The organism is Pedobacter sp. MC2016-24, assembly GCF_015223055.1.
Taxonomy (GTDB): domain Bacteria; phylum Bacteroidota; class Bacteroidia; order Sphingobacteriales; family Sphingobacteriaceae; genus Pedobacter.
Genome location: NZ_JADFBX010000017.1, coordinates 37,147 through 57,183 on the forward strand (window position 1 = coordinate 37,147; position 20,037 = coordinate 57,183).

Below are 20,037 nucleotides of genomic sequence, written 5' to 3' on the forward strand. Positions count from 1 at the left end.
ATGAGTCTACGGTAAGACTAGGTTGAAACCATGGTGAGTCCACCTTTTTTCTGAGAAAACGTGGACTCACCGTGGACTCACTGTGGACTCACCGTGGACTCACTATGAACAAATTCAGATCACTATACACGCTTTTCTAAATTCAAATGGCACAATTATTCATTTAACTTTTGTAATATTGTGTCAAACACAACAATTGTAATGGCAGAAGATTTAATTATCCATACGAATATATCTAAAGAAGCCCAATACCAGTCGCTTATCCCGCAAATAGCCGCTTTGATTTCAGGTGAAGAAGACCAGATTGCTAATCTTGCCAATATAGCTGCCGCTTTAAAGGAGCAATTTAATTGGTTTTGGGTAGGATTTTATTTGGTTAAAAATGATGAGCTGGTGCTTGGTCCTTTTCAAGGGCCGGTAGCTTGCACCCGTATAAAAAAGGGAAAAGGCGTTTGTGGGACTTCCTGGGCTCAAAACGAAGTGTTGATTGTGCCTGATGTGGATCAGTTTCCCGGACATATTGCCTGTGCATCGGCTTCCAGGTCAGAAATTGTACTGCCACTTTATCGGGCTGGAGTGATTGTTGGTGTTTTAGATGTTGACAGTGAATATCTTGCTCATTTTGATGAGGTTGATGCTAACTACTTAAAGGAAATAATAAGTTTGCTGAATGCGTAAATTGCCTTTGTCTTTTTATCATCAGGAGGATGTTAACCAGCTTGCGAGGCAATTATTGGGGAAGCATCTTTATACATTGATTGAGGGTGAACTTACGGGTGGCATTATCGTAGAAACTGAAGCTTACAATGGCATAACAGATAAAGCTTCTCACGCTTATGGCGGTCGTTTTACTGACCGGACTAAAGTGATGTATGAAAGCGGTGGATTGTCTTACGTTTACCTTTGCTACGGGATTCATCATTTATTTAATGTGGTTACTGGAGTAGAAGGTACACCTCAGGCGGTGTTGATTAGGGGCCTTGAACCCATAGAAGGGCTCGACATAATGTTGAGAAGGCGCAATATGCCTGCACTAAAGCCTAATCTTACTGCGGGGCCTGGCGCGCTTGCGAAAGCTTTAGGAATTGACCGGGCCTTGAATGCCAAAGATCTGATGGGTGAAGAAATCTGGATAGCAGACGCAGGTTTATCGTACACCCGGGAGGAAATTGTAGCCTCGCCTCGGGTTGGGGTTGATTATGCTGGTGATCATGCCTTGTTGCCCTGGCGCTACTACGTTAAAGGCAATCGCTTTGTCAGCAAGCCAAATACTTAGTTGTGGATAACAATCGTTGTCGTTAATTTAATTATCAGCCTTTTTTATTGATATTTGATTCGATGAATTTTGAAAACTCTTTAGCATTCGCACAAAGTTTGGATCAGGTTGATCCACTTCGTGAATTGAGAAACGATTTCTTGTTTCCACAGCAAAATGGAAAGCCTTTTATATATCTGTGTGGTAATTCTTTAGGTCTGCAACCTAAAGCAGCACGTGAAGTTTTGGATCAGCAGTTAACCAACTGGCAGAATCTGGCGGTAGAGGGTTGGTTTGAAGGCGATACCCCCTGGATGTTTTATCATAAGGAACTGAAAAAACAAATGTCACAGCTTGTAGGTGCCAGTGCCTTGGAAGTATGTCCAATGAATACATTGACCGTAAACCTGCATTTGCTGATGGTTAGTTTTTATAAGCCAAATGCCGGTCGGTTCAAAATTATTATGGAGGCAGGAGCTTTTCCATCTGATCAGTATGCCATTGAAAGTCAGGTCAGATTTCACGGCTATGATCCAGCTACGGCAATTATTGAAGTTGCCCCTCAGCCTGGTGAATATACACTGAAAACAACAGAGATCATTGCTCAAATTAAGGAACATGGAGATGAAATTGCTTTGGTGCTTTTTGGTGGGGTTAATTATTTTACCGGGCAATGGTTCGATATGCCTGCAATCACTAAAGCCGGACATGAGGTTGGTGCAGTTGTAGGATTTGATCTGGCGCATGCCGCTGGAAATGTTCCGGTAAAGCTGCACGATTGGGATATCGATTTTGCTTGCTGGTGCTCTTATAAATACCAGAATTCAGGTCCCGGCGGTATCAGTGGTATTTTTGTACATGAAAAGCATTTTAAAGATACTACATTGAATCGTTTTGCCGGCTGGTGGGGTTATCAGGAACAACAGCGTTTTAAAATGGAAAAAGGTTTTGTACCCGAAGCGGGTGCAGACGGCTGGCAGGTGAGCTGCACCCAGGTTATGCCAATGGCTTTGTATTATGCTTCCTTGCAAAGCTTTGAAAAGGCAGGCTTCATCAATCCACTTCGTGTTAAAAGTGAGACTTTAACTGCTTATTTGTTTTACATTATAGATGAGGTAAATAAGTCTCTGGGAATTGAGCAATACAAAATCATCACACCCCGGACAACCAATGACCGTGGTGCACAGGTTTCCATTATTGCGGCAAAACAGGGAAAGCATATTTTTGAGAAATTAGTAGAAAATAATGTGCTGGGCGACTGGCGCGAACCCAATGTGATTCGTTTGAGTCCGGTACCTTTGTACAATTCATATGAAGATGTTTTCAAAACCGGAGAATTGTTATTGAGTATCAGTAAGGAAATTTTGTAATATGATCAATTATAATCCTAAAGATTGGGTAACCTTCATCTTTCATGTCCATAAAGCGGATACCATTCGGACTTTATGGCCCTTGATGGTTAGTGTAGCGATATTTTCCGGTCTCATTGCATTTTTAGAACTGAATTACCTGAAACTTGCGGAGACGGTATATGTAAAGAATATCGGGATGATGCACAATTTGCTGGGTTTCGTAATTTCGATGCTGTTGGTGTTCAGGACAAATACTTCCTATGACCGTTGGTGGGAAGGACGCAGACTTTTAGGCGCCCTGACTAATGTTAGCCGTAATTTTGCCATTAAAATCAAATCGCTTAAGCTGAGCAAGACACATGAAGAGTTTTTTGACTATGCCATTCCTAAATATGCATTTGCCTTAAAGGAACATTTGCGGGAAAAGCAATATTTTGGGAAAAACAGCCTTTTAATTGAAGTAGATGGAGGTAAACACATTCCCAATCAGGTAGCTACCAGTATTTCTTCCAGGGTGTTTGATTTGCAGGCCAATGGAGAGATCAGTAGCGAGCAACTGATTATTTTGAATGGTGATGTACAGCAGTTGACGGAAATTTGTGGCGGCTGCGAGCGCATTAAGAAAACACCTATTCCTTATTCATACAGTGCTTTCATCAAAAAGTTTATTTTTATTTATGTGATCACCCTTCCTTTTGGCTGGGTGTTTAGTCTGGGTTATTTTGTAGTACCAATTGTTCCTTTCATCTTGTATGTTTTGGCCAGTCTGGAGTTGATTGCAGAAGAAATTGAAAATCCCTTTGGCGAAGATGCAAATGATTTACCGGTGGATGAAATTTGCAATAACATTGAAAAGCACGTAGGGGAGATTTTAAAATAAATGGTTAAAATAGCCTGGCATCCCATATTTGCACATCCTTTACCAGAGGGACATCGTTTCCCAATGTTAAAGTATGAGTTGATTCCCGAGCAGTTGATGCACGAAGGTGTGATTACGGCGGATCACCTGTTTGCGCCTGGCTTGCTGGATGAAGAAATCATTTTGTTGTCGCATCAGGAAGCTTACTGGACTCAGTTGAGGGATTTAACGCTTCCCGCCAGCGCACAGCGGAGAATTGGCTTTCCATTAAATGCGAGGCTACTGGAGCGTGAAGTCCGGATTGCAAAAGGAACGATAGATGGCGCACTATATGCGCAAAGGTATGGAATTGCCTTCAATGTGGCTGGTGGTACACATCATGCGGGAAGCAATTGGGGTGAAGGTTTTTGTTTGTTAAATGATCAGGCCATTGCTGCTAATTATTTATTAAATAAAGGGTTGGCTAGCAAGATCTTAATTATAGATTTAGATGTACACCAGGGTAATGGCACAGCAGAGATCTTTGAAAACAACGATCGGGTATTTACTTTTTCCATGCATGGCGATAAGAATTTCCCGTTTAGGAAAGAGCAGAGCAGTCTGGATATTGCCTTGCCAGACGGAACAGATGACATTGGTTTTTTAAATCAGCTGAGCGCAACTTTACCCTTACTGTTGGCGCAGCAACCCGATTTTGTATTTTATCTTTCCGGTGTTGACGTACTGGAAACTGATAAATTGGGGAAATTGGCTTTAAGTAAAGCCGGATGTAAAGAAAGGGACAACATGGTATTGCAATTTTGCAAAGACAATAATTTACCTGTACAAGTTAGTATGGGGGGTGGGTATTCTCCGGAAATACGAGATATTGTAGATGCGCATTGCAATACATTTAAGATTGGTTTAGATATTTTTAGTTAATTATGAAAATTGTTATTGCAGAGAAACCTTCAGTGGGACGTGAGTTGGCCAAGGTATTCGGTGCTACAACTAAGAAAGATGGATATATTGAGGGTAAAGGTTATTCTTTTACCTGGGCTTTCGGGCATTTGTTACAATTGGCGCCTCCTCAGGAATATGGTTTTATCGGTTGGCGGAGGCAGCATTTACCTATGTTGCCGAAAAAGTTTAAACTGGCTATCCGTAAGATTAAAACTAAAGACGGCCTGGTTGAAGATCCGGGTGTGCGGAAGCAATTGGACATCATTAAGAAATTATTTGATGAGGCTACTGAAATCATTGTGGCAACGGATGCCGGGCGCGAGGGTGAGCTTATTTTTCGTTACATTTATTATTTTCTAAAATGTAAAAAGCCATTTAAGCGGCTTTGGATTTCTTCGCAGACTGATGAAGCCATCAAAGAAGGCTTTAGAAATTTAAAGCCAGGTACAGATTACGATACGCTGTTCAATTCGGCACATTGCCGTTCGGAGTCAGACTGGCTGGTTGGCATGAATGCCACGCAAGCTTTGAGTATTTCTGCGGGGAACCGTTCTGTGCTGTCGCTTGGTCGCGTGCAAACACCTACGCTCGCCATGATCTGTTCCCGTTACCTGGAAATCAAGAATTTCGTACCGCAGTTGTACTATCAGCTGGCCATCCAGCTGGATAAAGACGGACAGCTTTTTAAAGCGATTTCTGTCAACAATTTTGATAAGAAGGAAGAAGCGGAGGAAGTTTTTGCGAAGATCATGGATGTGGCATCAGGCACACCAAATGGCGGGAAAATTGTAGGCGTTGAGGCTAAACCAAGAAAGGAACCACCGCCCTTATTACATGATTTAAGTAGTCTGCAGCAGGAAGCAAATAAACGCAAAGGCTTTACAGCCGACCAGACTTTGAACTTACTACAAAATCTCTACGAGCGCAAATTGGTTACTTATCCACGTACTGGAAGCCGTTATATTGGTGATGATGTGTTTGCAGGAGTTCCAAATCTGATCGCGCAATTGAAGGTACATCCGGATTTTGGGAAGCAGGCTGAGTTTTTGACAACAATTGCTTTAAACAAAAGAAGTGTGAATGCCAAAAAGGTTACTGATCACCATGCTGTATTGCCTACTGGCGAAACTCCTTACCAGTTAAGTAGCGACCAGCAAGCTGTTTACGATATGGTAGTTGGACGAATGCTTGAGGCTTTTCATCAGGAGTGTATTAAGGAAATTACCAAAATATCGGTAGAAGCAGGCTCTTTATTTGTTGCCAATGGTACGGTAATCCGTTCTGCAGGATGGCGGTCGGTTTTCAATGAGACCGATGACGAGAAAAAAGATGAAGAGAATCCGGCTTTGCCGAAAGTTAAGAAAGGTGAAGAATTGCCCATTCCGAACAAAGCTTTACTGGAAAAACAAACCAAACCAAAAGCGATGTACAACGAGGCTTCTTTACTAAAAGCACTCGAAACCTCTGGAAAGGATATTGAAGATGAAGAATTGCGTTATGCGATGAAAGACAGTGGTTTGGGTACTCCGGCAACCCGGGCGGCGATTATTGAAACCCTCATCAGCAGGGAATATATTGCCAGGGAAAAGCGAAACCTGGTACCTACACAAAAAGGGCTTGCGGTGTATGACGTGGTGAAAGACCATAAAATCGCCCAGGCAGAATTGACCGGACAATGGGAAAAAAGATTGGAAGAGATTCGTTCCGGAGCTTCAGTCGCAGAATTTAAGGCGGAAATTACAGATTATACACGGGCCATAACAAATGAACTGTTACAGGCAGGAAGTGGTTTAGCTGAAAAATTTGTTGCACCTGCAGTGCAAAAGGTAGAGTAATAAATATTAAAATTTTTATGAGGGTATTGATGTATTTTCTTGGCGTTCTGTTTGTCGTTATTCCATTACTTACTTTTTGGGTATTGAGCTTTGACGTATTTGGTGGTTTAGCCAGCGGAGCACGGTTGAGCAGGATTCAGAAGCTACCGAATTACAAGGATGGTAGTTTGCAAAATTTATCGCCAACCCCGATGAAACCGGATGATGTAAGCTATTGGGATATGATTGCGGGAATGTTAAAGGGAAATCCCAATGGCGCGCCTGTCAAACCACTTCCACACGTACAGCCAGATTTTTCTGATACCAATACTGTTAAAGTCATTTGGTTTGGCCACTCTTCTTACTATTTACAAATAGATGGTATCAAAATATTGGTAGACCCGGTTTTTAGTCAGCGGCCTTCTCCGTTTTCTTTTTTGGGAACCAGGCAGTTTCCAGGAACTGATTTTGTAAAAGCAGAGGACTTTCCTGATCTTGATATCGTGCTGATCACCCATGATCATTACGACCATTTGGATTACCAGACCATATTAAAGCTACAACAAAAAACCGGAAAGTTTGTGACTTCGCTTGGTGTAGGTGCTCATTTGAATAAGTGGGGCATTCCGGACCGTCAAATTAAGGAATTGGCCTGGAACGAGGCAATTCAGCTATTGGGTTTGAAATTTACGGCCTTGCCGGCCAGACATTTTACAGGCCGGGCTTTTAAAAGAAACCAAACGTTATGGTCTGCTTTTGTATTGGAGGGTAAGGAAAATAAGCTATATCTTGGCGGCGACTCGGGTTATGATACGCATTTTAAGAAAGCCGGCGATCAGTATGGACCGTTTGATCTGGCCATATTGGAATGCGGGCAGTACAATGCCTATTGGCCATTGATCCATATGTTTCCGGAACAGACTGTTCAGGCTGCAAAGGATTTAAAAGCGAAAGTATTGTTTCCGGTACATTGGGGTAAGTTTAAACTGGCAATGCACGATTGGAACGAACCGATCATTAGGGCAACCCGGCAGGCAAAGCTGGATCAGGTCGCTGTCACAACGCCCATCATGGGCGAATCTGTGATTGTTGACACCAGCTATCCTTCAAAAACCTGGTGGTTCGATTAGATAAACAAATGCATACGAAATGGTGTTGTTAGTAAAATCAAATAAACGATTATGAAAACAGACTTTGTAGAAATATTTCAAACCATAAGGGCTGCTTTACAGCCTTACGCAACTTTAGGATTCGACAATAGGATAAACAGTGAAGATACTTATGACCTTTGGAGTAATAAGAACGTGGAAATAGAAGGGAAAAAAAGGAATGAGGTTTATTTTGCTGCAGTCATGATTCATAAAGGTCATGTTGGTTTTTATTTTATGCCCGTGTATGCTGAACCTGAAATGAAAAAGATATTTGACCCGGCGTTATTGAAGTTATTGAAAGGTAAATCATGTTTTCACATTAAAAAGCTGGATGATACATTGCTTTCTCAAATAGAAGAAGCATTGGCCAATGGCTTTAAACTGTATAAGGAGCGGGGTTGGGTATAGCAAAAAATTGGCAGGAACAGGTTGTTTATGAACTGACTGAGCAAGGGTTTGAGCTGGAACGCCTGGCGCACGACCGTTTTGATCTGTTATTTTGCAATCGACAATTGATTTTAAACCTGGTACCTTTAATCAATGATTATAGTCCTGAACATTTGCTTGAAATCCAAACGCTTTACCAAAATCAGGGCGTTTACCTGCTTCAACTGTGGGAAGATGTGTGGCAGGTTAGGAAAACACAGGTATTGGGAAGGATGAATGCTATTTTAGGTTTAAACCGTCGAATGCATGGCCGCAAAGGTGTAGTGCTTAAACTTAATCAAAAACAGGCAGATGATTTTCTAACCATGAACCACATTCAGGCTTCTGCAAAATCAAAATATAAATTTGGTTTATTCATTGATGAAGAACTGGTTGCTGTGGCGTGTTTTAGCGGTCTCAGACCGATGAAACATATTGCGCCAGATTACAAGTCTATCGAATTGATCCGCTTTGCAACTTTAATCGGCATTACGGTTACCGGTGGATTTAGTAAATTGCTAAAACATCTGATCAGGCTTGCCGGGCCGGATGACGTGATGAGCTATGCAGACAGGGACTGGTCGCTGGGCCAGGCTTATGACCTTGGTGGTTTTAAGCTGGTTGACACCAGTCCGCCTGCCGAAATCTGGATTTCAACAACACATTTAACCAGGTATTTTGTGCATCGCCGGCCTGTAGCAACTGAAACAGACACGACTTACCTAAAAATATTTAATACAGGAAATCTAAAATACATCTTATACTTGTAAATGCAACATTATCCCTTATTCGTGCTATTGGGGCCCACTGCTTCTGGTAAAACAAAACTGGCTGTAGCGCTTGCCGAAATTTTGGATGCGGAAATTCTCAGCGCAGACAGCAGGCAGGTATTCAGGGGCATGGACATCGGTACTGGAAAAGACCTTGCTGAATACCAGATCCAGGGTAAACAAATTCCTTATCATTTGATTGACATTAAAGATGCCGGGGAAAAATACAATGTAAACGAATTTAAAGATGATTTTTACCTGGCTTTTGATGGAATTACACAAAGGAATAAATTAGCCTTGCTCTGCGGTGGTACGGGGATGTATATTCATGCACTCCTGCAGGATCATAGTTATACCGCAATTCCAGCCAACGAAATACTCAGACCCGAACTAGAACTTCTGGAGACTGATTTGCTTCATCGCAGGCTGATGGCTTATCGTTTGGAACTGCGGAGTCAGGCTGATTTTTCGTCCCGGAAACGGGTAATTCGCGCTATTGAAATTGCAGAATACTTGCAGCATCATGAACTGATCGTACCAGAAAGACCTTTAATGCGGCCATTTGTTGTTGGTTTAACCTCAGACGTAGTGCTTAGGCGTAAAAGAATTGTAGATCGGTTGGAACTGCGCTTAAAAGGGGGGATGATTGAAGAAGTGCAATCGCTGCTGGCTCGGGGATTGAGTAAAGATATGCTTAACTTTTACGGACTGGAATATAAACTGATCGGCGCTTACCTTTTTGGTGAAATAGATTATGGAATGCTTAAAGAGCGCTTAGAGATAGAGATTCGACAATTTGCTAAAAGACAAATGACCTTTTTCAGGAAAATGGAAAAGGATGGTGTGCGCATCCATTGGTTTAATACAGACGAGAATTCCGATGAGTTATTGTTGTCTGTGCTTAACTTGTACCGTCAGCAATTTAATTTGTAGCACAGGTTTAAAAGGAGTGGCATGAGGTTTGTTTATTCACCTATATAAAATGAAACATACCATGAAAAGAGCAACGAAAATCCTGGCTTCTGCAGTAGCTGTAGCAGCTTTATTTATGACCACAAGTGCTAGTGCACAGACAAAACTGGGTATCGGATTAAACCTTGGCGTGCCAACAAGTGACGGATATAGTTTTGCAGTTGGGGGAGACGCAAGGGTACAATTTGATGTCTCTAAACAAGTTTCCATCCCGGTAACTACTGGATATACCCACTTTATTGGTAAAGACAATGTACCTGATTATGGTTACATCCCTTTGAAAACTGGTGTCAAAGTATTTTTTGACCAAACTGGATCTGGTTTATATGGTTTAGGTGAAATTGGTGCTGCGTTTGGCGTATCAAGTGGAGCCGGAACTTCCTTTTTGTATTCTCCTGCTTTAGGTTATTCCTGGAGTAATGGATTAGATTTGGGCGTAAAATACGAGGGACTATCCAAAAATAGCATAAACACCGGACAGGTTGCTTTGCGCCTGGCATACGGGTTTAAATTGTAGTGCTGTAAAATACACTTAAAAGCCTTTTAACACTGATCTGTTAAAAGGCTTTTTTATTTAAATGATTTTTCAGAAAACCGCAATGCAAATTAATTACGTATATAGAGAACAAACAACATCAACTTAAAACAAATATTATGAAAAGAGTTACTAAATTATTCACTTTCACTGCGTTACTTATGGGTACTTTCGTTGCCGCAAATGCACAAATGACCGATGTAAGTAGAGGGGTTAGACTGGGTATCGGCCTCAACGGTGGGATTACTGAGAAAAATTCACCATTTAAAAATGGATATGGTGCCGACTTAAGACTGGATTTCCAGTTGATGAAAAATGTAGCCATTACGGCTACAGGTGGTTACACACGACTGACCCGCGAAAACGGTGGCGATGATTATGATTTTATTCCAGCTAAAGGCGGTATCAAGGTATATCCTTTAACTGCAACGGGTTTTTACGCATTGGGCGAGATTGGTGCAGGCTTCGGGATAAAAAAAGATTCTAAAACCTCATTGTTGTGGTCTGGCGGAATTGGCTACGAATGGATCAAAGGCTTAGACATCAGTACAAGATATGAAGCCTATAGTCAGGATAGTGCTTCAAGTACTTATGTCCCTTATAATGGTCAGTTTGCCTTGCGCCTGGCTTATGCCTTTAAATTGTAGGCTTGTAAATCAGATAATTTCGTTAAAGCCCTTGATTTTTTCAAGGGCTTTTTTAGTTATTTAAAATTAAAATGCTATTTTAACCAAAAATAAGAGAGCATGAGGAATTACTTGGCAGTCGTGTTGGTTGCAGGCCTAATTTCTTGCAACAATACCGATCAAAAGGCAGCAGGAAATTTGGAGAAAGACAGCACTTCGAAGGTTGATGTAAAAGGCCAGGCAGTAGCATTGAAGGACAGCAACGTTCAGGCAATCTATGATGGCTACATCACATTGAAAAATGCATTGGTGCAAACCAAATATGAAGATGCGCAGCAGGCAGCTGCAAAATTGAAATCAGCACTGGCAACTTTTAAAGGTTGCGAAAGTACTGCGCTGACTGCTGAAAAGATTGCGGTAGCGAAAGACATTGCAGCGCAGCGTAAAGATTTTACATCGCTGAGCGCGGACCTGATTGCCATGTTTAAACATGCTGATATGGAAAAGGGATCTATTTATGTACAGCATTGTCCTATGGCCAATAAAGGCGATGGCGGCGATTGGCTGGCTTCAGAAAAGAACATTCAGAATCCTTACTACGGAAGTGAGATGATGGAATGTGGTGCAGTGGTTGATGAAATTAAAAATAAGTAAGATTCTTACTTAGTGTTGACCCACATTTAATAATAATTTAACAGCTTTGTTATAGTTAGCTAAAGGCTAATCGATTTGGATTAGTTAAGTTTGTTTTTATAAATTCAAGAATATATATGTCAGATATTGCAAAAATTGAGATTGATGGAAAAGTGTATGAATTCCCCGTTATCACAGGAACCGAAGGGGAGAAGGCTATTGATATTTCTAAACTTAGAGATTTAACCGGCCACATAACTTTAGATTTTGGGTATAAGAATACAGGTTCTACAAAAAGTGCAATAACTTTTTTGGATGGTGAACTTGGTATATTGAAATACCGTGGTTATCCAATTGAGGTACTGGCTGAAAAATCAACCTTTTTAGAAGTAGCGTATCTGCTGATCTATGGTAATTTGCCAACTCAACAGGAGTTGAATGATTTCCAGACAGGAATTAGCCGCCATACACTGATTCATGAGGACATGAAGAAGTTCCTGGATGGTTATCCATCTAAATCGCATCCAATGGCTCAGTTGTCATCATTGGTATGCTCCTTGTCTACTTTCTATCCAGAGTCACTGAATGCGAATTCATCGCCTGAAACGATGGATCTGACGATGATTAAATTGCTGGCAAAATTCCCGACAATCGTTTCTTTCATTTATAAAAAATCTTTAGGGCATCCACTGATCTACCCTAAAAATAAATACGACTACGTAAGCAATTTCTTAAATATGATCTTCGGTCAGCGTACTGAGGAAATTGAAATTGATCCGGTTGTGGTTAGTGCAATGAATACGCTGTTGATTCTTCATGCTGATCATGAGCAAAACTGCTCGGCTTCTACGGTGAGAATGGTAGGTTCTTCGGATTGTAACCTATATGCTTCTGTTTCTGCAGGTATTGATGCTTTATGGGGCCCGCTACATGGTGGTGCAAACCAGGCTGTAATTGAAATGCTGGAATTGATTAAAGAAGATGGTGGCGATACAGAAAAATGGATCAATAAGGCAAAAGATAAAAATGATCCTTTCCGTATGATGGGTTTTGGACACAGGGTTTACAAAAACTTTGATCCAAGAGCTAAGATCATCAAGAAAGCCTGCGATGATATCCTGGAAAAGTTAGGTATCAATGATCCTGTTCTGGAAATTGCTAAAAAACTGGAAGAAGCTGCATTAAGTGATCCATATTTTGTTGAACGTAAGCTGTATCCAAATGTTGACTTCTATTCTGGAATCATTTACAGAGCTTTAGGTTTCCCTACAGATATGTTTACTGTACTGTTTGCCTTGGGCCGTTTACCTGGATGGATTGCACAATGGAAAGAAATGCATGAAAACAAAGAACCAATCGGTCGCCCACGTCAGATTTACGTTGGTGAGACAAATCGTGACTTTGTTCCAATAGAGAAAAGATAATCGAAGTTTCATCCCAATAGGCGGATCATTCATAGACATAAAAAAACCGTTCAGATTATCTGAACGGTTTTTTTATGGGGTATAAGACCAGGGAATTAATGGTTAATCGCGTTGATCGCCTCTTCCTCTGTTTTGGTATGTTTATGCTTGAACATCACCGCAAATACAACAGTGATCACCAATGCGTATATGGTAAAAGAAAGCCAGATGTGGTGCCAGTCTTTAACATCCAGCGCACGGCTCAAATGACCGTCTGCAAGTACACTGATTCCTTTATTATTTAAAAAACTAAGTAAATGCTGATTCTGCACATCTGTTTTTGCGTAAGTCGCCAGACTTTGGATATCGCTGTACGATTGGGTAAAGTATTTATCGATCATCCAGCCAGAAACCAAACTGCCAAATACCGCCCCAAATCCATTCGTTACCATCATAAACATCCCTTGCGCTGAAGAGCGCGTTTTTGGAGTTGTAGCAGTTTCTACAAACAGAGAGCCAGAAATATTGAAAAAATCAAATGCCATACCGTACACGATGCAAGACATGACAATCATCCATAGGTTTCCGGCGGGATCGCCATAGGCAAAAAAGCCAAAACGCAATACCCAGGCAAACATGGCAATTACGATTACCTTTTTAATACCGAATTGTTTCAGGAAAAATGGAATGGCCAGGATAAACAGGGTTTCAGAAACCTGGGAAATGGACATGATGATGGTTGAATACTTGATGACAAATGATTCTGCATAGGTTGGGAATAATTTAAATTCATCTAAAAATACATCGCCATATGCATTGGTAAGCTGTAATGCTCCGCCCAGAAACATCGAAAATATAAAAAACAAAGCCATTTTGTAGTCGGCGAACAATTTAAAGGCTTCCAGTCCCAGTGCCTGTGCAAAAGTCTTTTTCTCGCCGATCAGTTTTTCAGGCTTACATTTTGGAAGTGTGAAAGCATAAAGTCCCAGGGCAAGTGCAGCGATACCAGCGATATAAAACTGGTAGGCGGTAGCCTTATTGCCGGTTAAGTTGGTTGTCCACATGGCGACGATAAAACCAATGGTTCCCCATACACGTATGGGTGGAAAACTCTTAATGATGTCTAATTTATTAAGCTTGAGGGTTGTATATGAAATGGAATTGCTGAGTGAAATGGTCGGCATGTAAAAGCACATGGCCACCAGCATTACCCAGAAAAAGGAATGTGGGTTGTCTACCTGCGGTAAATAAAATAGTACCATGGCATACAGGATATGGAGGATACCATACAATACTTCAGCATTCACCCATTTGTCCGCGATGATTCCGCTCAGGGTTGGCATAACCAGTGAAGCAAAGCCCATTGTAGCAAATATGGCCCCGAATTGCGTTCCGTCCCATTGTTTTGTACCGAACCAGTAATTTGCTATTGTAATAAGCCAGGCACCCCAAACAAAGAACTGCATAAAGCTCATCAGGGTTAAGCGAAACTTAACATTCATAATAAGTTTAGTTTGATTTTGAATTAATGATTGAATATAAAACTATTTTGTCTGTAACAACCATTAACAAGTATAAAATATCGAATTTTTATAAAACAATAGTGGATGTGCTGTTATGATGAATTTCTTTTATTCAGTTCGTCGCGTATTCTGGCAGCTTTTTCATAAGCTTCTTCGGCAATTGCTTCCTGCAGCTTTTGATTAAGTTCTTCTGTACTCATCGACTTGTAACCTGAAGAGATGGAAAGGTCTTCCGTTCCTTGCTCTTTCGGCATACCGTCAATATTTTCCAGGAACAGAAAGTCATTACCTTCAATCACAATGCCTGCAGAGGACAAGATGAATTCGTAAGTGTAAATGCTTGCGTTGAAACGGACCGCAAGTGCGATTGCATCAGATGTTCTGGCATCAATCTCCTGTACGGTCTCCCCGTCGGTGCAGATTAATTTAGCAAAGAAAACACCTTCTACTAAATTGTAGATCAGGATTTCCTGGATCTGAATGTTATACGTTTGGGCAAACGTTTTAAATAAATCGTGCGTCAATGGCCTGCTTGGGGTCATCTTCTCGATTTCGATGGCAATTGCCTGGGCTTCAAACGCACCAATGATGATTGGCAAACGTCTCCTACCATTTACTTCTCCAAGTACCAGTGCGTAAGCGCCAGATTGGGTTTGGCTATATGATAAACCAACGATGTCTAGTTTTACTTTTTTCATATGAAGTAATAGTAGCCGGTATGCTTTTAAAATACCGGCTGCTATTTAATTAACCTTTATGTGCTTTTAATGCTTCAATTAATTTTGGAACAACTTCAAATGCATCCCCAACAATGCCGTAATCAGCTACTTTGAAGAAAGGAGCTTCCGGGTCTTTGTTAATCACCACGATTACTTTCGAAGAACTGACACCTGCCAAATGCTGGATCGCACCAGAAATACCGATAGCGATGTACAGATTCGGACTGATTGCAATACCAGTCTGCCCAACGTGCTCAGAATGTGGTCTCCAATCGGCATCAGATACGGGTTTAGAACAAGCTGTAGCTGCACCTAAAAGGCCAGCAAGCTCTTCAATCATTCCCCAGTTTTCAGGCCCTTTCAAGCCTCTTCCTGCAGAAACCACCAATTCGGCGTCAGGTAAAGATATTTTATTGGTTGCCCTTACAATTTCCTTAACAATAGCAGTTAGATCTGTGGGTTTAATTTCCGGACTAAAAGTCTCAACTGAAGCTTCAGCAGGATTTTCTTTTACTCCAAAAGCATTTGGATTTAAAGCAATCACCTTGATCGCCGAGGTCAATTCCGTAATGGCAAATGCTTTACCTGAAAAAGCCGTTTTCTTAACCAGGAATTTTCCGCCCTCAAGCTGTGGCATTTCTACTGCACCATCTACTAGCCCAGCCTTAAGTTTTACTGCAATTCGTGGCGCTAAACCTTTTCCTGAGAAGGAGTTAGATAATACAATCACATCAGCACTTTCTTTTTCTGCTGCCGCTGCAATAACTGCAGCATAAGCCTGGTTTACAAAGTTTTTCAATTGTTCGTTAGCAACATTTAAAACTTTAGAAGCGCCGTACTGACCAAGCTCTTTTAAGGATTGCTCATCAACATTGCCAATGGAGATGGCAGTTAGGTTACTATTTTGTTTATCTGCAATGGCTTTTGCATAAGAAACCGCTTCAAAAACAGATTTCTTAAACTTGCCATCTACCTGCTCTACATATACTAAAACTGACATAAGATCTTTATTAAATGAATTTTAATTGTGAAATAGGATTAGATCACTTTCGCTTCCTGGTGCAACAGATCGATTAATTTGGCAGCATCTTCTGCCGGGATCAATTTAACCGCGCCTCTGGGTGCAGGTGTTTCAAACTGCTGAACACTGCTTAACTGTGCTATTTCTTTGGCTTCAACAACCTGCAGTGGCTTGGTACGTGCAGACATAATTCCACGCATGTTCGGGATTTTAGGCTCTGCAGTTCCTTCAGCACAACTGGCTATAAATTTGCCGGTTACGGTGATTATTTCTTTTCCTCCTTCAATTTCACGATCGATCGTTGCTGTCGTACCATCAAAATCTAATTTCTTAATGATAGAGATAGAAGGGATATCTAAAAATTCGCCCACCATCGCAGCAACCTGTGACCCATTGTAGTCAATAGATTCACGGCCACACAGGATGATGTCAAAATCTGCAGTTTTTGCATATTCTGCAATCTGATATGCTGTAAAATAAGCATCTCTGGGTAAAGCATTGATTCTGACCGCATCATCAGCACCTATAGCAAGCGCTTTTCTGATGGTTGGTTCTGTGCTGCTCTCTCCAACATTAACTACGGTAACTGTTCCTTTACCGCCTTCACAAAGTTCAATGGCTCTGGATAAGGCTATTTCATCATAAGGATTAACAATAAACTGAACTCCTGATGTATTGAATTGGGTATTATCATTCGTAAAGGTTATTTTTGTTGTTGTGTCGGGCACATTACTGATACAAACTAATATTTTCATATTTATAAATTTGTTTTTAAAGGTGATGAAGCTGTTTAGCTACAAATAGTCTTTTTGCAAATCTAATTAAAAAAGCAGGGATTTAAAATGCAAAGTACGCGATTAGCGAAGTTATTAGAGTTTTTAGAGAGCGATCCGAATGATCCGTTCGTATTGTATGCATTGGCAACAGAATACAACAATGCAAATGACCCAAAAATGGCATTTGGTTATTATTTGAAGCTTGTTGATGAACATCCGGATTATGTGGGTACCTATTACCATCTGGGTAAATTGTACGAAAAGACGGATCAGAAAGAAGCCGCATTGGAAATTTACCAGAAAGGTATGACTGTGGCAAGAAACAAACGGGATATGCACGCGTTTTCTGAGCTGCAGGGCGCTTATAATACTGCAGCAGGATTAGATTATGAGGACGATTAACTGAAGGTCGCGTGAGCAAAAGGAATTTGTTATTTATCAGGGATGTGTTCCTGTTTACATTCACTGCTTTTGGTGGCGCTCAGGCACATTTGGCACTGCTGCTTAAATATTTTGTCAAGCAGAATAAATTTGTCACTGAAGAAGAATTACTGGAGCTCAATGCGCTTGCACAGGTGCTCCCAGGGCCTGCTTCTACCCAAACCCTTGTTGGTATCGGTTATAAGGTAGGGGGCTTAAAGCTGGCCATCGTCACTTTTCTAATTTGGATTTTACCTTCAGCAGCATTGATGACCTTCGCAGCGGTCACCTTTGCCAAAGTTGATCAGAAGGAAAAATTTGTAGAGATCCTTAAATATGTTCAGCCAATCGCTTTGGGGATCGTGGCGTTTGGCGCCTTCAATTTGGCCAGGCGTGTATTGGTTACGCAATTGACCGTTTTTTTGGCCGTTGCTGCTGTAATTGTAACCCTGGTGCTTCGAAATGCTTACGTGTTTCCGATGGCCATTTTGCTGGGCGGGATAATTTCTTCAGCTATTGGTACACCTAAAGAAGAAAGTGACATCCGGGTTAAGTTGTTCTCGAACATCAATCCCAAAAAGCTGATTTATTTTTTTGGCGTTTTGCTTTTCCTGGCTTTACTCGGCGCAATTATCAATAGAACATCGCCATTTAGTTTGCCCATCAGGTTGTTTGAAAATTTCTACAGGAACGGGATTGTCATTTTTGGTGGGGGGCAGGTATTGGTTCCGCTCATGTTTACCGAGTTTGTTGAAATGAAACATTACCTGAGCTCCTCGGGCTTTCTTTCTGGTTTCGCATTACAACAGGCCTTACCCGGACCAACGTTTTCGTTTACCAGTTATCTTGGGGCACTAAGTATGCGTAATTTTGGGTATGGACTTACCGGTCAGATCCTTGGTGGTGTAGTTGGTGTAATCGGCATCAATTTGCCTGGCTTAATCCTGGTCTTGTTCATCGTTCCTTTTTGGGAAGACCTCAAGAAAATCACCCGCATTAAATATTCTTTAACAGGTATAAATGCTGTTAGTGTTGGCTTTATCATTGCTGCATTTATACTCCTGGTGATTCCCGTTGGTTTAAATATACTTTCCATGTGCATCATGGTCGTTACTTTTCTGGTCTTAAATTATACCAGAATCAGTACGCCCCTGATTGTACTTGCAGGCATCCTCATCGGTTATTTTTTATAGCTTAAAAAGGAGCATCGTCATCGTGCATGTCGTCCATGCGCGATGGCTTAATGATCACATTTCCTGCAGGTCTGTCAAAATCCTGTGAAGGCTGCATACCGGCACTCGGACTATCCATCGAGAATGAGGTCGGTGCAGAGAAGCTTTCTTCAAGATCCGCAAATTTCACGTATTTACCGATAAAGCGAAGTGGTACGATACCGGTTTCACCATTCCTGTGTTTCGCAATGATAACCTCACCAACTCCCGCTTGTGAGCGCCCTTGCTCATCTTCTGTGATCCCATAGTATTCTGGTCGGTATAAAAAGAGTACCATATCCGCATCCTGCTCAATAGATCCCGATTCCCTCAAATCCGAGAGCATTGGTCTTTTTCCGTTTACACCCGGTCTGCTCTCTACCGCACGACTCAGCTGCGATAGCGCCAGAACAGGTACATTCAGTTCTTTAGCTACCGATTTTAGTGCCCTTGAAATACTACCGATTTCCTGTTCACGGTTACCGCCACCACTTTGTCCCTCACCTTTACCATGCATCAACTGCAAATAATCGATGATGATCAATTGAATGTCGTATTGTGACTTTAACCTCCTGCATTTTGCACGGAATTCAAATATATTCAAAGCAGGAGTGTCGTCAATCAACAAAGGGGCTTCGGTCAGGGTTCCGATTTTAGAATGTAACTGTTGCCATTCCCACTCGGCCAGGTTTCCTTTACGGATTTTCTCCTGTTCGATTTCGGTTTCACCAGAGATGAGACGATTTACCAATTGAACAGAGGACATCTCCAGGGAGAAAACCACCACTGGTCGTTTAAATTGTACAGATGCATTACGCGCGCAGGTTAACACAAAGGCTGTTTTACCCATCGCCGGACGTGCCGCAATAATCACCAGATCTGAAGGTTGCCATCCACCGGTAATCCGGTCCAGATCCGTAAATCCAGAAGGTACACCAGTTAAACCATCACTTTTACTACGCAGTTCTTCCAGGGTTGCAAGAGATTGCTTCACAATCTCATCCATTTTCTGGGTATCTCTTCTCAAGTTGTTTTGCGCAATGTCAAACAAGCCTTTTTCTGCTTGATCCAGCAAATCGAAGATATCTGTGGTATCTTCATAAGCGTTTTGTATGATCTCCGAAGAGATGCGGATCAACTCACGCTGGATGTATTTTTGAGAGATAATCCTGGCATGAAATTCAATGTTAGCGGCAGAAGCCACACGGTTAGTCAGGTTGGTAATGTAATAAGCACCACCAACCATTTCCAACAGACCTAATGTACGCAGTTCTGAGGTTACAGTTAAAATGTCGACAGGTTTAGATTTTTCAAATAAGCCCTGTATGGCCTCAAAAATCTTTTTATGGGCCTCATGATAAAAAACATCAGGCTTTAAAATATCGATTACAGTAGACAGTGCGTCTTTTTCAAGCATCAATGCGCCTAAAACAGCTTCTTCAAGATCCACAGCCTGTGGAGGTATTTTTCCCAGGGCAGTCATTGAATTACTGAGTCTGTTTTTCCTTGCCGTGAAATTTGATTTATCTTGTCCTTGCGTCTGATCGTTATTCATAAGTACAAAAATATACAAAAAATAAGTGCTTAGTGTAATTCTTTATACACATTTACCAATTCAAAATGTGACCG

The 20,037-nt window shown here is 41.4% G+C and carries 21 protein-coding genes; 16 read left to right on the top strand and 5 right to left on the bottom strand.

All coding sequences use genetic code 11. The features are described from left to right. The first annotated feature begins 201 nt into the window (after positions 1 to 201). The 14 genes from IM797_RS24545 (at position 202) to IM797_RS24610 (ending at position 12,759) form a co-directional block, all read left to right on the top strand. Positions 202 to 678 (top strand): GAF domain-containing protein, encoded by a 477-nt coding sequence (locus IM797_RS24545; protein ID WP_194129861.1) that lies wholly within the window; start codon positions 202 to 204, stop codon positions 676 to 678. Then, complete coding sequence (locus IM797_RS24550) at positions 671 to 1,276, top strand: DNA-3-methyladenine glycosylase (protein WP_194129862.1); 606 nt, start codon at positions 671 to 673, stop codon at positions 1,274 to 1,276. The genes IM797_RS24545 and IM797_RS24550 overlap by 8 nt, the downstream gene beginning before the upstream one ends. Positions 1,277 to 1,338: 62 nt before the next feature. Further along, on the top strand, positions 1,339 to 2,625 hold the full coding sequence (gene kynU, locus IM797_RS24555) for a kynureninase (RefSeq protein WP_194129863.1): 1,287 nt from the start codon (positions 1,339 to 1,341) through the stop codon (positions 2,623 to 2,625). A gap of 1 nt (position 2,626) precedes the next feature. After that, positions 2,627 to 3,487 (top strand): bestrophin family protein, encoded by an 861-nt coding sequence (locus tag IM797_RS24560; RefSeq protein ID WP_194129864.1) that lies wholly within the window; start codon positions 2,627 to 2,629, stop codon positions 3,485 to 3,487. Then, positions 3,488 to 4,387, top strand: coding sequence for a histone deacetylase (locus IM797_RS24565; protein WP_194129865.1), 900 nt, complete (start codon positions 3,488 to 3,490; stop codon positions 4,385 to 4,387). It begins immediately after the preceding gene. Between the two features lie 2 nt (positions 4,388 to 4,389). Then, positions 4,390 to 6,243, top strand: coding sequence for a DNA topoisomerase 3 (locus IM797_RS24570; protein ID WP_194129866.1), 1,854 nt, complete (start codon positions 4,390 to 4,392; stop codon positions 6,241 to 6,243). A 17-nt stretch (positions 6,244 to 6,260) separates the two neighbouring features. Further along, a complete protein-coding gene (locus IM797_RS24575) occupies positions 6,261 to 7,352 on the top strand; it encodes an MBL fold metallo-hydrolase (protein WP_194129867.1) in 1,092 nt (363 codons plus the stop codon). 51 nt (positions 7,353 to 7,403) lie between these two features. Further along, positions 7,404 to 7,781, top strand: coding sequence for a DUF1801 domain-containing protein (locus IM797_RS24580; protein WP_194129868.1), 378 nt, complete (start codon positions 7,404 to 7,406; stop codon positions 7,779 to 7,781). Further along, entirely contained in the window at positions 7,772 to 8,569 is a 798-nt protein-coding gene (locus IM797_RS24585) for a hypothetical protein (RefSeq protein WP_194129870.1), read from the top strand. Before IM797_RS24580 ends, IM797_RS24585 begins: the two co-directional genes overlap by 10 nt. Further along, entirely contained in the window at positions 8,570 to 9,502 is a 933-nt protein-coding gene (miaA, locus tag IM797_RS24590) for a tRNA (adenosine(37)-N6)-dimethylallyltransferase MiaA (RefSeq protein ID WP_194129871.1), read from the top strand. It abuts the gene before it with no gap. A 61-nt stretch (positions 9,503 to 9,563) separates the two neighbouring features. After that, positions 9,564 to 10,058 (top strand): hypothetical protein, encoded by a 495-nt coding sequence (locus IM797_RS24595; RefSeq protein WP_194129872.1) that lies wholly within the window; start codon positions 9,564 to 9,566, stop codon positions 10,056 to 10,058. 137 nt (positions 10,059 to 10,195) lie between these two features. After that, positions 10,196 to 10,723 (top strand): hypothetical protein, encoded by a 528-nt coding sequence (locus IM797_RS24600; RefSeq protein ID WP_194129874.1) that lies wholly within the window; start codon positions 10,196 to 10,198, stop codon positions 10,721 to 10,723. 99 nt (positions 10,724 to 10,822) lie between these two features. Beyond that, positions 10,823 to 11,356: a DUF3347 domain-containing protein gene (locus tag IM797_RS24605; RefSeq protein ID WP_194129875.1), complete on the top strand. Its 534-nt coding sequence runs from the start codon at positions 10,823 to 10,825 to the stop codon at positions 11,354 to 11,356. A 116-nt stretch (positions 11,357 to 11,472) separates the two neighbouring features. Next, positions 11,473 to 12,759 (top strand): citrate synthase, encoded by a 1,287-nt coding sequence (locus IM797_RS24610; RefSeq protein WP_194129879.1) that lies wholly within the window; start codon positions 11,473 to 11,475, stop codon positions 12,757 to 12,759. Positions 12,760 to 12,854: 95 nt separating this feature from the next. Here the strand turns inward: IM797_RS24610 and IM797_RS24615 are convergent, their stop codons facing one another. The 4 genes from IM797_RS24615 to IM797_RS24630 all read right to left on the bottom strand — a co-directional run bounded on the left by IM797_RS24615 (position 12,855) and on the right by IM797_RS24630 (position 16,756). Continuing rightward, entirely contained in the window at positions 12,855 to 14,240 is a 1,386-nt protein-coding gene (locus IM797_RS24615) for a nucleoside permease (protein WP_194129880.1), read from the bottom strand. A gap of 113 nt (positions 14,241 to 14,353) precedes the next feature. After that, entirely contained in the window at positions 14,354 to 14,959 is a 606-nt protein-coding gene (locus IM797_RS24620; RefSeq protein WP_194129881.1) for a bifunctional nuclease family protein, read from the bottom strand. Positions 14,960 to 15,008: 49 nt separating this feature from the next. Then, entirely contained in the window at positions 15,009 to 15,980 is a 972-nt protein-coding gene (locus IM797_RS24625; RefSeq protein ID WP_194129883.1) for an electron transfer flavoprotein subunit alpha/FixB family protein, read from the bottom strand. 38 nt (positions 15,981 to 16,018) lie between these two features. Next, complete coding sequence (locus IM797_RS24630; protein ID WP_194129884.1) at positions 16,019 to 16,756, bottom strand: electron transfer flavoprotein subunit beta/FixA family protein; 738 nt, start codon at positions 16,754 to 16,756, stop codon at positions 16,019 to 16,021. Positions 16,757 to 16,843: 87 nt separating this feature from the next. Here IM797_RS24630 and IM797_RS24635 point away from each other — a divergent pair, with 87 nt between their 5' ends. Further along, positions 16,844 to 17,179 carry a tetratricopeptide repeat protein gene (locus IM797_RS24635; RefSeq protein WP_194129885.1) on the top strand — a complete coding sequence of 112 codons (336 nt, stop codon included), beginning with the start codon at positions 16,844 to 16,846 and terminating at the stop codon, positions 17,177 to 17,179. 11 nt (positions 17,180 to 17,190) lie between these two features. Further along, complete coding sequence (gene chrA / locus IM797_RS24640) at positions 17,191 to 18,390, top strand: chromate efflux transporter (RefSeq protein WP_370583120.1); 1,200 nt, start codon at positions 17,191 to 17,193, stop codon at positions 18,388 to 18,390. A gap of 1 nt (position 18,391) precedes the next feature. Here the strand turns inward: chrA and dnaB are convergent, their stop codons facing one another. After that, positions 18,392 to 19,963 carry a replicative DNA helicase gene (gene dnaB, locus IM797_RS24645; protein WP_194129886.1) on the bottom strand — a complete coding sequence of 524 codons (1,572 nt, stop codon included), beginning with the start codon at positions 19,961 to 19,963 and terminating at the stop codon, positions 18,392 to 18,394. Between the last annotated feature and the right edge of the window lie 74 nt (positions 19,964 to 20,037).

Bases quoted from the DNA above. Each gene is read 5' to 3' on its own strand.
- IM797_RS24595 (WP_194129872.1), top strand. From the start codon at position 9,564: ATGAAAAGAGCAACGAAAATCCTGGCTTCTGCAGTAGCTGTAGCAGCT.
- dnaB (WP_194129886.1), bottom strand. From the start codon at position 19,963: ATGAATAACGATCAGACGCAAGGACAAGATAAATCAAATTTCACGGCA.
- IM797_RS24570 (WP_194129866.1), top strand. From the start codon at position 4,390: ATGAAAATTGTTATTGCAGAGAAACCTTCAGTGGGACGTGAGTTGGCC.
- IM797_RS24630 (WP_194129884.1), bottom strand. From the start codon at position 16,756: ATGAAAATATTAGTTTGTATCAGTAATGTGCCCGACACAACAACAAAA.
- kynU (WP_194129863.1), top strand. From the start codon at position 1,339: ATGAATTTTGAAAACTCTTTAGCATTCGCACAAAGTTTGGATCAGGTT.
- IM797_RS24580 (WP_194129868.1), top strand. From the start codon at position 7,404: ATGAAAACAGACTTTGTAGAAATATTTCAAACCATAAGGGCTGCTTTA.
- IM797_RS24615 (WP_194129880.1), bottom strand. From the start codon at position 14,240: ATGAATGTTAAGTTTCGCTTAACCCTGATGAGCTTTATGCAGTTCTTT.
- IM797_RS24600 (WP_194129874.1), top strand. From the start codon at position 10,196: ATGAAAAGAGTTACTAAATTATTCACTTTCACTGCGTTACTTATGGGT.
- miaA (WP_194129871.1), top strand. From the start codon at position 8,570: ATGCAACATTATCCCTTATTCGTGCTATTGGGGCCCACTGCTTCTGGT.
- IM797_RS24575 (WP_194129867.1), top strand. From the start codon at position 6,261: ATGAGGGTATTGATGTATTTTCTTGGCGTTCTGTTTGTCGTTATTCCA.
- IM797_RS24635 (WP_194129885.1), top strand. From the start codon at position 16,844: ATGCAAAGTACGCGATTAGCGAAGTTATTAGAGTTTTTAGAGAGCGAT.
- IM797_RS24550 (WP_194129862.1), top strand. From the start codon at position 671: ATGCGTAAATTGCCTTTGTCTTTTTATCATCAGGAGGATGTTAACCAG.
- IM797_RS24605 (WP_194129875.1), top strand. From the start codon at position 10,823: ATGAGGAATTACTTGGCAGTCGTGTTGGTTGCAGGCCTAATTTCTTGC.
- IM797_RS24620 (WP_194129881.1), bottom strand. From the start codon at position 14,959: ATGAAAAAAGTAAAACTAGACATCGTTGGTTTATCATATAGCCAAACC.
- IM797_RS24560 (WP_194129864.1), top strand. From the start codon at position 2,627: ATGATCAATTATAATCCTAAAGATTGGGTAACCTTCATCTTTCATGTC.
- IM797_RS24545 (WP_194129861.1), top strand. From the start codon at position 202: ATGGCAGAAGATTTAATTATCCATACGAATATATCTAAAGAAGCCCAA.
- IM797_RS24565 (WP_194129865.1), top strand. From the start codon at position 3,488: ATGGTTAAAATAGCCTGGCATCCCATATTTGCACATCCTTTACCAGAG.
- IM797_RS24625 (WP_194129883.1), bottom strand. From the start codon at position 15,980: ATGTCAGTTTTAGTATATGTAGAGCAGGTAGATGGCAAGTTTAAGAAA.
- IM797_RS24610 (WP_194129879.1), top strand. From the start codon at position 11,473: ATGTCAGATATTGCAAAAATTGAGATTGATGGAAAAGTGTATGAATTC.